Annotated in this window: 9 protein-coding genes; 5 read left to right on the top strand and 4 right to left on the bottom strand. The window is 42.0% G+C overall.

The genetic code is table 11. From position 1 onward, the window contains the following. Positions 1-34 precede the first annotated feature (34 nt). From tnpA to AAA970_RS23820, 5 genes are all read left to right on the top strand, one after another. Positions 35-361, top strand: coding sequence for an IS66 family insertion sequence element accessory protein TnpA (gene tnpA / locus AAA970_RS23840; protein WP_338239400.1), 327 nt, complete (start codon positions 35-37; stop codon positions 359-361). Further along, positions 349-693, top strand: a complete 345-nt coding sequence (gene tnpB, locus AAA970_RS23835; protein ID WP_338239399.1) for an IS66 family insertion sequence element accessory protein TnpB — start codon at positions 349-351, stop codon at positions 691-693. Before tnpA ends, tnpB begins: the two co-directional genes overlap by 13 nt. A 58-nt stretch (positions 694-751) precedes the next feature. Continuing rightward, positions 752-2,188, top strand: a complete 1,437-nt coding sequence (gene tnpC, locus AAA970_RS23830; protein WP_338239398.1) for an IS66 family transposase — start codon at positions 752-754, stop codon at positions 2,186-2,188. 157 nt (positions 2,189-2,345) lie between these two features. Then, positions 2,346-3,791 carry a right-handed parallel beta-helix repeat-containing protein gene (locus AAA970_RS23825; protein WP_338239397.1) on the top strand — a complete coding sequence of 482 codons (1,446 nt, stop codon included), beginning with the start codon at positions 2,346-2,348 and terminating at the stop codon, positions 3,789-3,791. Positions 3,792-3,878: 87 nt separating this feature from the next. Continuing rightward, a complete protein-coding gene (locus AAA970_RS23820) occupies positions 3,879-5,687 on the top strand; it encodes an AGE family epimerase/isomerase (protein WP_338239396.1) in 1,809 nt (602 codons plus the stop codon). A 738-nt stretch (positions 5,688-6,425) separates the two neighbouring features. Here the strand turns inward: AAA970_RS23820 and uxaC are convergent. The 4 genes from uxaC to AAA970_RS23800 all read right to left on the bottom strand — a co-directional run bounded on the left by uxaC (position 6,426) and on the right by AAA970_RS23800 (position 13,002). Beyond that, positions 6,426-7,844 (bottom strand): glucuronate isomerase, encoded by a 1,419-nt coding sequence (gene uxaC, locus AAA970_RS23815; protein ID WP_338239395.1) that lies wholly within the window; start codon positions 7,842-7,844, stop codon positions 6,426-6,428. A gap of 112 nt (positions 7,845-7,956) precedes the next feature. Further along, the gene (locus AAA970_RS23810) at positions 7,957-9,351 is read right to left on the bottom strand and encodes an MFS transporter (RefSeq protein ID WP_338239394.1); all 1,395 of its coding nucleotides are present in this window, start codon (positions 9,349-9,351) and stop codon (positions 7,957-7,959) included. A gap of 989 nt (positions 9,352-10,340) precedes the next feature. Further along, positions 10,341-11,633, bottom strand: coding sequence for a glycosyl hydrolase family 28 protein (locus tag AAA970_RS23805; protein ID WP_338239393.1), 1,293 nt, complete (start codon positions 11,631-11,633; stop codon positions 10,341-10,343). Beyond that, positions 11,614-13,002 (bottom strand): glycosyl hydrolase family 28 protein, encoded by a 1,389-nt coding sequence (locus AAA970_RS23800; protein ID WP_338239392.1) that lies wholly within the window; start codon positions 13,000-13,002, stop codon positions 11,614-11,616. Before AAA970_RS23800 ends, AAA970_RS23805 begins: the two co-directional genes overlap by 20 nt. Between the last annotated feature and the right edge of the window lie 338 nt (positions 13,003-13,340).

Genomic DNA, 13,340 nt, shown 5'->3' with positions numbered 1-13,340 from the left:
AACCTCCCCACCACATACCTTTGCTCTAAAAAAAATGAGGAAAACAAAGGCCGTTAAAGAGGCTCATATCAAAAAGTGGGAGATGAGTGGATTGAGTCAGGCAGATTACTGTAGGAAAAATGGGATCCCTTCAGGGTCCTTCAGAGGGTGGTTAGCTGCCTGGAGGAAAGAGCAGGAGGTTGAAAAAACACCAGAACCGCGTTTTGTAGAGATCAAAACCGATATGATTTTAGAAGAAGCGCCCCATGCTTCGACTGCAGAAGGGATAGTAATCAGGCTGAAAACTGGTAGTGCTATAGAAATTCCGGTCTCCGCACCGTCACATGTTATTGAATTAATCCTTTCCACATGCTTAGCGTAGGTCCTAACGATAAACTCAATTTCTATGCGGAGGCTGTAGATATGAGAAAAGGTTTTGATGGCCTGAGTGGCCTGGTGGAAAATGAACTGGAAAGAGACCCCACCAATGGAGAGATATTTATTTTCATTAATAAGGCGAGAAATAAAATCAAGTTATTGCAATGGGAAGCTGGAGGGTTTGCCATTTACTATAAAAGGTTGGAAAAAGGGACGTTTGAAATTCCGAGTCATAAAGCTGGAGATAAATCCATTTCAATCCCGAAACACACCTTGGAAATGATGCTCTGTGGGATAAGTTTGGAGCAAAGAATTCAGAGAAAAAGATATGCCTGATTGCCGTCAAAAATCGCCTTTATTTAAGTTTTAAGGCGGTTTTTTCGTATCTTTAGGTATGTCAGCACAAGAGTATGAATCAATTATAAAAGGGAAGGATGAAGAAATTAATTCCTTAAATGAGAAAGTTGATTCTCTGCAACAACAATTGGATGCCGTCCTGAAATTACTAAAGACAGGTAAGTCTGAAAAACGAAAAAAATCGCCCAAAGATTCTGATATCGAAAAGCCTCCCAGAAAATCTCCCAAAGCAGGTTCTATCCCACCGGTAAGAAAGCCGATTAGCGACCATTTGGAGCGTGAGGTTGAACATTATAAGCTGGAGATCCCGGGAGCTCATTTTTTAGGCACAGAGGTTTCCGAATATAGGAAGATTTATCCCGAAAGGATGGTGGTCAGACAGATCATCCGTTATAAATACAAGCTGCCAAACGGCGATATCGTTATCGCTGATTTTCCTCCGGATATTGTTTTGCCTAAGAGTGGTGCAGATGCGTCATTAATTGCTTATTTGCTTATTGGCAAATTTGACGACCACCTTCCTTGGGACAGACAGATTAAAATTTTAGCTCGTGAAACCGGTGAATCCCTTGCACCGAGTACCGTGATTAACTGGTTCAACAATGTGAGCCGTTTAATGCTACCACTTTTTGAAGAGGCCGTGAAAATGGCCCTGGAGGCGGGATACTTACAAATGGATGAATCACCCATTCAGGTACTTGATGGCGAAAAACCTGGTTCCTCTCACCGGGGATATATGTGGGTCAGGCATGTCCCCGAAAGCGGTTTGGTTGTTTTTGATTATGCCAAAGGGAGAGGGAAGCAAATCCCAAAAGATTTATTAAAAAAGCTGCCTGATTTCCTGCAAACCGATGGTTACGCCGCCTATGATCAGTTTGGTCAAATTCCGGATATCAATTTGCTGGCTTGCTGGGCACATGTCCGGCGAAAGTTTGACGCCGCACTCAAAAACCACAGGAAGAAAGCGCAAATTGCACTGGATTTAATTGGGAGGCTTTATGCCTTGGAGACCAAAGCTAAAGAGGAGCAGTTTTCCCCGGAACAAATCCTGAAAATGAGAAAATCTGATAGCATAAAGATTTTGGAGGAACTCAAAAGTTGGGCGCTTAATGAACAGAAAGATGCGCTTCCAAGATCGCTCATCGGAAAGGCGATTAACTATATGCTTAACCTCTGGGATCGCTTGATCACCTTTACACAAGATCCCCAATTACATCCGGACAATAACCTGATTGAAAACCTGATCAGACCTTTAGCCCTCGGAAAAAAGAACTTTCTTTTTGCGGGCTCACATGCTGCTGCCCAAAATATTGCGATGTATTATTCCTTCTTCGGCACCTGTAAAGCTAATGGAATAAATCCATCCAAATGGCTGGAGGATGTGCTTCGAAGAATTAATAACCATTCTATTTCCAAAATCAGGGAACTACTTCCGCTAAATGAAAATTTGGCCGCCAACCCTCAATGGCTTTGATTTTTTTGCAAGTGTGGTTGGCTGAAGGTTTACTTTTTATTACTATCCCACCTACCCGACAATTCTTGCTCTTTTTGAAATCAATGCTCCCCTACCAAGATTATAAAAAACCTTACCATTGTAGTATTAGGCAATTTTTTACCAAGGCAATATTTTTATGAAATTCTTACTTACTCTTTTTACTCTTCTAACCCTTGCTCCTTGTTGGGCTAAAACTATTTATGTTGCTGCCGATGCCAAAAAGAATGGCGATGGAAGTGTTTCAAAACCATTCAAAGATATTCAAACGGGCCTTGACCATACCTTTGCAGGTGACACACTTTGGATCGCTGCGGGTGGCTATTATCCGGAGGGTCAATTGCGAGTAAAACACTCAGGACGACCTGATGCCTGGGTAACAATCATGGGAGAGCCCCATAAAAAAGTAGGCATTTCCGGAGGTAAGTTCTTACTTGAACTGCCCGAATCCGGGGATTGGATAACTCAGGGCTTATTTCATATTCAGGGGGTGAAATATGTTCGAGTGGACAATCTACAACTTTTTGATTCCCACAATGCGGGATTCATGATTTATGGACAAGGAAGAAGAGAGGGAAACCGGGTGATCAATTACGACCCAACGGTTACCCACAATATCCATTTGAACAATTGCAAATCCATGCTCTCTTACAATTCGGGTATAGGGGTATGGTATGCGGACAGTGTAAAAATCACTCATTGCGAAATTGTCGGTGCCAACGACCAGGAACAACGCCCCGAAGGGAAGAAATACAAGCGGCAGGCGCCACATGAGGCTATTTCCATTGCCGGAAGTAATCATTTTGAAGTGGCTTACAACCATCTTCACATGAATAAAAAAGAAGGAATAGACTGTAAGGAGTTTAGCTCCAATGGCAAGATTCACCACAATTATTGTCACGACAATAAGTCGCAAGGCATCTATCTGGACAGCTGGTTTAGAAAATTAGAGCATATCGAAGTATATGCGAATGTCGTTCATGATTGTGGGTTTGGAATGGCCATAAGTGCCGAGGGGAAAGATTCTAAAATGGCACATATTGCCATTCATGATAATCTGTTTTATAATAATCGGCATAGTGGCTTTATCATTGCCACTTTTGGTAAAGATGCTGTGCGGAGTCACCTCTATTTTTACAATAATACCCTGGTAGGAAATGGTTTGGCAGCGCATTGGGCCGGCATGGGCGGTGGGCTGGATCTGCGCAGCGAACAGATTCACGATGCTTATTTTTTCAATAATCTGATGGTAGATAATACCGGTTTTGAAATTGCCGCTTTTAAAAAAGGAAGAGCTTTTGATCAAGCGGCAAAAGATCAAAATCTCCACATCACCAATAATATGACAAGTCCAATGGTCAGTAAACAAGCCTGTGAGGGGTACCTCGGAACGGTATATCCTATTGAGCAGCAGTCATACATTGATACTACCATATTTATTAATGCGGGTGAGCATAATTTCTCTTTGAAGGCCAACGCCTTACCCAAGGGCAAAAGTATCAGCATTAATGGGTATGGGAAAGAGGGACGAGACCTGGGAGCGAACATTGAGCATCTTCCTCCTTTTTACAGACCAAATTTTTAAGCGCATATAGCACTGATTTATTTAATATTCACACACTACTCAGGCGATAAGGCACCGGTAGTAGACACCTCTTTGAAAGATAAAACCATGAAACATTTTTTAATTTTATTATTATGCCTAGGCCCCGCGTTGGTGAGTCAGGCACAATATCAACCTACTTCCACTTTTCTAACTCAACCCGAAAGTGCCATTGATTTTGTAAAAGCCGTAGCCGATTTTCACCTTCGCCTGGAAGACCAAAAGGATGGTGGATTTTATACTTTTGCCGGGGCAGATGGGCAACCGCGCTTTCCTCAAAATAGAGGATTCGAAGATTATTCTTTTAAAAGCCTCTGCGCTATATCAAGGACCGCTTATGCTTTTGGAAAAGCCTTTCAGCTCACCGGTGAAGTCAAATACCTCCAAGCTGCACAAAAAGCCCTGACCTACCTGAACAACTACGGTTGGGACCAAACTTATGGAGGCTGGTATTTCACCCGTGATATCGATGCTCAAAAATCTTTCGGAGCGCCCTGGAATCCGGAGGAAAAATGGACCTTTCAACAAGAATATGCTTTGGTTGGGCCAACAGCCATGTTCGAAGCAACGGCGGGAACGCCAACGCCCTATTCCGAGGAAACCACCGAAATGCTCGCCAAAGGATTAAAAGCATTGGATGATTATATTTGGGATAGCCGCTCGCAGTATTTAGGTTATTTTGAAAGAGCAGGTGAAAACTGGTCAAATCCAACCGGCAAGGGGTTTACGGCTACCATTGATGGCATCAATACACATACAGCATCATTAGCTTTAATGGGGTATAGCGATGCTATTGAAGAACGATACCTACGGTTGAGTGAAAATGCGGAAGAATACCTGGCCGGGAATGTCAATAAGAGTGGGATAAAACTCGGTTTCCCTGAAAACTTTAACAATAACTGGGAAGTAAAATGGGGCAGTACAAAAACAGGTATTGGTCATATTTTAAAAACGGCCTGGTGCCTTTCCCGAGCAAGTATATTTTTCGACGATGCCGAATTTCAACAAGCCGCCGATAAGATACTAATACAAATATTAGATCCTTCAAAAAAGGCGATCGATCACGAGAGAGGAGGGCCATTTCTTACTCTGAACTGGAAAACCGGAGAAATTACCGACAAGCGGAAAAACCATTGGGTGATGGAACAGGCTTTTACTTCGGGGCTTAGTAATTATTATAATACCACTGAAGAAGAACACCAATGGGCGTATCTGGAACTGGCAGATCGTGCCATGGGCTTTTTCGAAACACATATGCTCCACCCGAGCTTAGGTATCTCCTACCCCACCACATCTCAATATGGCACCCCCACTCAGGATGACCTCGCTGATATGTTCAAAGCGGGCTTTCACGATGCCGAGTTGGGCTATTTTATCTATTTATACACCAGTGCTTATTACCACGGAAAAACTTTTGACCTCTATTATTACCTCAAGGGAGAAAAGGGGCAAACAGTACAAATAGCACCTTTAGAAATGCAGGCGGGTGCCCTTAAGCTGGAAGCAGTCCAGTATCAAAATACGCCGTATACCGCCTTTGAAGCCAGTAGCAATACCCTGAAGTTTCCGGAAGCAAAAGAGGGAGTCTTCAAACTGACCTTTCGGCCTCAGTCCAAATCCAATCCAGTGCTGGCTACCGAGCAGCCTCCTACACTTAAAGTCTCTCCTACCGTTTTTAATAAGACGGTACGCATCAACAGCGGAAACCTAGAGACTGCCTGCTTTATTGACCTCAATGGCCGTCAATATGAGGCCGGCATTACCAACGCTCAGCGTCATTCCGTCATTGAGGCAAAAGAACAATTACCCCCTGGAATTCTCTACCTACAAGTGCAAAAAGCCGGAGTGTTGCATCGTTTTAAACTGATTCAGCAATAGGAGCAAGTTAAGCCGGATTATCATCCTTAAATCCGGCTTAAATTACTCGTGAAAATTAATCCGGATAATTCATGCTTAACCCGGATTATTCATGCTTTAATCCTCGTTTAGCTGTAAGGCGGAAAAAATGAAGGAATAACTTCCTATTTCAAGTTTTTTCCAACGAAGCAGATGAATGAGGAGAAAGCAAGCTTGCCCAAATTTGGGCTATAAAAAAATCAGGGAAACGAGTCTATTGAGTTGATAATAAAACAGTTAAGGTGAGCTACTTAATTTAGCGGTGAATAATTCGGGTTAAATCCTCGTTTAGCTTTAAGGCGGAAAAAATGAAGGAATAACTTCCTATTTCGAGTTTTTTCCAACGAAACAGAGGAATGAGGAGAACGCAAGCCTGCCCAAATTTAAGCTATTATAAATCAAAGTAAATAAATCGATCTGAACTGAAATTCATTTACTTGCAGTCAGTTAATGTATTTAGAGGGGAATAATTCGGCTTAATCTGGCATGGACCAGTAACCTCAAAAAAAAACCGTCACTACTCTTGGAGCAGGACGGCCAATACTATGAACTTATTAACTAAATGAAATTATAAAAGCGTGTTTAAAAGCCAAAATTCGCAGCGAGGGTTTAATTTATGCAGAAGCGATACTAGATTATTTTGTAAGATAGCATCGCTATTGTTGAGCAATTATCCGAAATCGCTTTCAACAATTCGAATTTGCAACCAGTTGGTGCACCTTATACATCCTCAAATTCCAATTGAAACGCATATTCATTGATATTATGAAAACAAATGTTTTCAATCACTTGTCCAATCCACTCCCGATCATTAGGTAGCAAACCCTGCTCTATTTCATGGCCAAACATATTGCACAGAATCCGTCGAAAGTACTCATGTCTTGGGAAGGATAAAAAGCTCCTCGAATCTGTTAACATCCCCACAAAGCAGGGTAATAGACCTAAGTTGGAAAGGGCATTCATTTGCCACTCCATTCCTTCCTTTTGATCCAGAAACCACCAACCGGATCCGAATTGAATTTTGCCTTTACTTCCTCCCTGAAAATTGCCAATCATACTCCCGATCACATAATTATCTGCGGGATTCAAATTATAGATGATCGTTTTGGCCAATTGGTCCGTGGCATCTAATCGACCCAAAAATTTGGAAAGTGCCATTGCTTGCGGTTGATCACCAATGGAATCATAACCGATATCCGGCCCAAGTTGCTCAAACTGACGAATGGAATTGTTTCTTAAAGCACCCAAATGTAATTGCATCGCCCAACCCATACGGTGATAGCGAATGCCGAGCTCATACATAATAGCAGAGCGATATTGATCACATTCTTTCTCTGTTAACCGAACCCCTGCAATCGCCTTTTGGAAAATAACCTCCACCTCTTCCAGCGTATAATCTTCTACATAGAGCTTTTCCTGCCCATGGTCCGACATTCTACAACGATGGTCATTGAAGTGCTCCATACGTTGCTCCAATGCGGTCAATAATGCCGAAAAACTTGAAATATTTCCACCACATACTGAACCCAATTTTTGAATATAATTTCTAAAATTGGTGGTCATATTAATATTAATGACCTGATCCGGACGCCAGGTCGGATAAATTTTGGTGAAATCATTAGTGGCATTATTTTGACGGTGGTACCTCAAATCATCCAAAGGATCATCAGTGGTGCAAACCACCTTCACCTTCATCTTTTTGAGCATGCCCCTGGTAGACAATTCCGGATCAGTACTCAACTGCCGAGATGCCTCTTCATAAATTGCTGCCCCAGTTTTGGAACTCAACAACTGATCAATCCCAAAATATCGCTTAAGCTCTAAATGTGTCCAGTGATACAATGGGTTCCGCAGGGTATAAGGTACCGTTTTGGCCCATTGCTCGAACTTGGCAGCAGGTGCCTGATTGCCCGTACAATAAGTCTCCTCTACTCCCATCGTACGCATCGCCCGCCACTTATAATGATCTCCTTCTAACCAGGCTTCGGTCAAATTATTAAACTGCCTGTTTTCCGCAATATCCTGAGGAGAGAGGTGGCAATGGTAGTCAATGATGGGCATATCCGCGGCAAACTGATGGTACAGATCCTGCCCGGTCTTGGTATCTAATAAGAAATTTTTATCTAAAAAAGGTTTCATATTTCCAATAAATGGGTTTAGTCAAAAGGTCATTATTTTAACTATTTTTTTCTTAAATGTATAGCGCAAGTAACCAATTTCATGATGCTCCAACTAATTGAAACTCAAAAAATCAGGACATAACCCCCTCAACTTCAGCTCCTTTCTTGGTTTTTCGTTCCCGTAAATCTTGCTGTACTTTAGCCATCGTTTTTTCATCCACTTTGTAAAGCCACACTAAAAGCACGCAAGCAATACTCCCTATAGCCGGAATGATACTGATTAATAATTTAATCCCCTCCATAGATTCCGGACTTTGCTCTGTATTGGCTTCATAGCCAAAATATGCCAGTAAGCTCATACTCACTACCCCCGCTAGCGACCAGCCGAACTTCTGGGAAAAGGTACTGGCAGAAAAGATCAGCCCGGTAGCACGGCGCCCGGTTTTCCACTCTGAGTAATCCGCAATATCCGCATACATCGCCCAAACAATCGGAGAGGTAGGCCCCATAAACAGGGAGGCCAACAGCTGCCCGATAAAAATAAGGGCTATTTGCTCTCCACTGAAAAAATAAAAGGACATCGTGAAGAAGGAGGATAAACCCATTAACCATAAATAAGTCTTTCGCTTGCCCAAACGATCGGTTAAGCCTTTAAATAAAAAGATCCCCACAATACCTGCCAGGCTACCTAATACCATAAAGGCTGGTGCTAATTTAATTTCCATTCCCCACCACATTACGGACTTAATCTCTACGTAATATTTGAAATAGTAGGCGATGGCGCCATTTCGAATAGAAACATAAAATATGGTAAACAAACCGGCAAAAAGTAGTAATAACCACGGGCGGTTTTTGGATAAATCCTTTAGATCATCCAGCACATTGGAGCGCTCCGCTACTATTGGCTTCACACGTTCCTTGGTAGTGAAAAAGGTGAAATAAAACAGCATAACGGCTAATACCGCATATACCAGAACCGTCAATTTATAGCCCATCGCATCATTTCCCTGCCCTAAAAATTCTACCAAATAATCATTCAGACCAGTCACAATTAAACCTGCCCCAAAGGCAAAAACAAAGCGATAAGAGGATATACTGTTGCGGGCTTTTTCATCATTGGTCAACACCCCCATTAATGCAGAGTAGGGAATATTCACAAGGGTGTAGATCATCATCATTAAAGAATAGGTGATCCAGGCGTAAACGATTTTACCCGTCGGGGAAAGGTCCGGAGTGGAGAACGTAAGGACGCCAATAATTCCAAAAGGAATGGCTCCCCACAACAGATAAGGTCGAAATTTCCCCCATCGGCTGTTGGTTCGATCAGCGATGATTCCCATAATCGGATCATTAAATGCATCCCATATCCTGGAAACAGAAAATAACAACGCAATTTGCACTAAGGGCAAACCGAATACATCCGAATAAAAAATCGGGAGGAAAAACATAAAGGTCTGCCAAAACAAATTGGAAGCCAAATCCCCGGATGCATAACCTAATTTTTCTTTAATTGAAACTGCACTCATCACTCAAAAAATTTATATGTGTTTGATGAGCAAACCAACACTTTTAGAGCACCAAAATCAGGCAATAAATGCCTGAAAAAGGGGAGAAATAGCCTCTAACGGCTATTCTTCGCTTAAAACAAAACTTCTTTCTGCGCGCCCCTTCGCATAGCCCCGAGCGTGCAACCTGTCCATGATGTATATTTCGAGGTTGACAAATCGAATCCAAAATTTGATCTTCGAAGAAAGGATAGCCCTTAAAAGGCATAGCATTGCTATTGAAAAAAACAATCTAAGGCGAAGGATACATGTTTTCGTTTAACTGCAGGGCGGAGAAAGCAAAATACGTCCCTGTTTCGAGCTTTTCTCCTGCAAGCAGTTATAGGAAAAAGCGAGCTTCACCCGGATAATTCATGCTTAAATCCTCATTAAGCTGCAAGCAAGATAAATGATGGAATAGTTTCCTGTTTCGAGTTTTTTCCAACGAAACAGATGAATGAAGAGAAAGCAATCTTGCCCCAATTTGGGCTATTATAGATCATTGAAAGCGACCTTTAAAGGTCTTAAAATGACCTGGTTGCGCTTAGTTAATAAATTTAGCGGTGAATAATTCGGCTTAAATCCTCATTAAGCTGCAAGCAGGATAAATGATGGAATAATTCTCTGTTTCATTTTTTTCCACGGAAACAGCTGAATGAGGAGAAAGCAAGCTCGCCCAAATCCGGAGCAATTAACCAATAAGCATTCACCACTAAGAGCGTGTTCAAAAGCCAAAATTCGTAGCGAAAATTTGAAGTGTTGGAGAAGTGATACCCGATTATTTTGAGAGAATAGCATCGCTATTGTTGAAAAATTATCCAAAATCGCTTCCAATAATTCGAATTTGCAGCCGGATAGTGTGCTTTTAAACACGCTCAAAATGGGATTGAAAACAGGGCACTTCAGTCGAGTCATTCCATTTATCGGTGAATTATTTAGATTAAGCTAAGCTTGGCTAATGTGCTTCCCAATTATGGTGTCAAGGCAGGAAGGGAAGAATTCCAGTCAAAATCCCAGGATTTTACATATAAATCATCCAACTGCCTTACCACATTCCCTCTGTAGGAGATTCCCTCCATACTAAAGCCTGCAGCATTTTCGGGCCGGCCCAGCTGAAAAACGGAATAAGCCGGAATAGCCCCGCTATATTCATGATCTTTTAACAAAACCTGCCTAAGCTGGCAACTTTCCTCTAACTGGATATTATAAAGCATCAAACGGCTATCATAAATCTGCACATTTTCCAACTTCATCCCCTCTATTTTCATTTCTTTGCCCTGTATGGCGACTGCCGCACCGGCCAGGCAATGGGCAATGTATATATTTCGGAGGCTCACATCTTTTAAATGGATGCCTTCCGCCAAATAACCTACCTCAATCACATTTCCATAATCACCCTTCCAAAAAACGGCCTGATCTACTTGTATATCCTGTGATGGCATTTCATTTTCGGACATAAAGGCAATGCTGTTGTTCCGCGTATTGCTGATCAAATGAGTAACCTTCACCCCTTTTGAGTTAAATATTTCCAGCGCATCATCCCCCATCCGAAGCTCCCGATTCCCCAGCACCTTGATATTACGCAATCGGATTTCTTCTGCGTTTTTGAGCACCATATGTTGATGAGGCGCATCTATTAAACTAATCCCTTCCACAATCACCTCACGGGCATTTTTAATCAGCAAGCCTGCCCGTCCGCTCGATTCTGCAATCGCACTCCCGTGAATTAGGCCAGCACCAAAAATATGGACATTATGCACATCCTCTACCACTACCGTTCCTTTCAAAATCGCCCCTCTTTTTAGATGCAAACGGGTATTAGAAGCCAGCCGTAACTCCCCGACCTGATGTACTCCCGCCTCAAAGGTAAGGGTTGCTTTTGGTGGCGAATGAATGGGCTGTTCGACCGCAACCATTAATGGGTAAACATAATTTCCATTAATTTTTAAAAAAAACTGACAGGCTTCTTTTACTTCTAAGCGCAGAACATTGCCCTGAATTTCTTGTTCAATATGCGCTAATTGCGGAATTATCTCCACCTCCAAAATTTCCCCGGGATATTGAACGTCAATCTGGTTGGTACCTTCAGAAATCTCGGTGGAGAGCAGTGCTCCGGGACGGCCATAATAGACCTCCTGAGCTTGTCCGTTAACCTTAACCTGATAATAATCAGTATAAAATTTATCAGATTGAGCATAAGCCCAAACCTGACAAAAAATTAGGCCAAAAATTAAAAATAGCCCTTTATTCGAAAGTGATGTCATAGGAATATTCACTGTAAAGACCAGCATCTGTTATATTATTTAAAACCTTATCATTTAGGGAAATATTATGAAAAGATATGCCCCTGTAGGCATATTGATCACTTAAACCTGTAATGAGCGAATTCAATTGTACAGGCCCCTGCATAGCGATGTTTTCCAGCATAATATTTTGACCATTTCCCCTGGTATCATCCTTGGAATAATGACTGTCCAAAATCTGAAAATGACACAAAAAACCATTGGCTTCTTCAATACGAATGTCCTTATAATGGACATTATGTACCAATGCGCGATCTCCGTTATGAATCGTGAAAACCCCTCCATTAGCTTCCACATGCAGCACATCGATGTTTGTAAAAAGAATATTCCCTATAGAATCTGCCTGCGTCTCAAAACCTATTTCTATCGCATTTCCCCATTCTGCATTCCAAAGTACACAATTTGAAACGCGGATATTTTCTACATTACGACAACCTACATCGACTTTTACCTGATGATGAACCTCTTCTGGAGCAGTGGGCCAATACACATCAAAGGGCATGGCTTTGATAGCAATACAATCATCCTTAGTCCTGATAAAAGCATTTTTCACCTCCACATTCCGACAACCTACCAGGTCAATGCCATCATCGCTTGGACGCCAGTCAATTATTCGGACGTCATTAATTTCCATATCATCACAGCCAAAAAAGGAAGTACTCCAACGGGGATTACCGATCAGATGGACGTTTTCCAGCTTACTATCGCGGGCTTTTATCCAGTTAATCCCATGATACCCTTGCTCAGCGCCATGCCCAAGACGACTATTATCAATAATACCATGGCCAAATATTTCTACCTCCTCAACATCCTCCATCAGGAAATAGCCTTCGACCACCGCTCCGGCCTGCACCCAAACCTTTTGTCCACTTTTCACCTGAGCAAATCCGTTTTGATAATATTCTCCGGATTTAAAAATGATGTCAGCTGGTCGGTCTTCAACAGGGGTTTGAGAAAAAACATATAAGAGTTGATAAACGCGCTGATCGAATTCCAACACCACCTTACTGGCCACCGGCATTGAAAAAATTACTTTCCCTCCTTCGATCTTTGCTTTAATACCAAGATTTTGGGGACGAATATCCACTTTTTTAAAGGCAAATTGCGGTTCTACCACCACCTCTACCGCTTTATGTGCACCAAAGGTTAATAAACCTGCCACCTCGGTGGGGTATACCGTGGCTTCCGCACCAGCCAGCCATGCTTTAAATTGCCCCGAGGGTTCTACCTCCTTGGGATAATGGTAAATGACGATATCCTCCTCAGCAGGAGCGCAGGAAAATAAATTATACCCCAGGATAAAAATTATAAATAAAAATTTTCGACTCATATCAGCCTTATAGAATAAAAATGAAATCATTATTGAACGATGACAAATTAAGTTTACCCTACCATAGCGAAGGATAAATTCTGTCGGAGAAAGTGTCGATATAAACCTGATTTAGCTTCCAAAAAAAACTACCCCTTTTGCGATGCAAGCTCATCTGAATAGGACGCTAAAATTACTCTATTTGCTAATGAAGCAAAGGAAATAACGCTTTTCAGGAAGGCAAGCAGGTATTGAAACCCCTGAAAAAGCTATGAAGGAGCATCCTATCGTGCCAAACCATCAGGAAAAAAGGGGACCAAATTGTCAATCCTAATGTCCTGAGCATTGCTTCATTGTAA

It is taken from the genome of Persicobacter diffluens (assembly GCF_036244895.1).
In the GTDB taxonomy this organism is placed as follows: Bacteria; Bacteroidota; Bacteroidia; order Cytophagales; family Cyclobacteriaceae; genus Persicobacter; species Persicobacter diffluens.
Note: the sequence above shows the minus strand (reverse complement) of the source record. Positions and strands in the feature narration are given on the sequence as shown.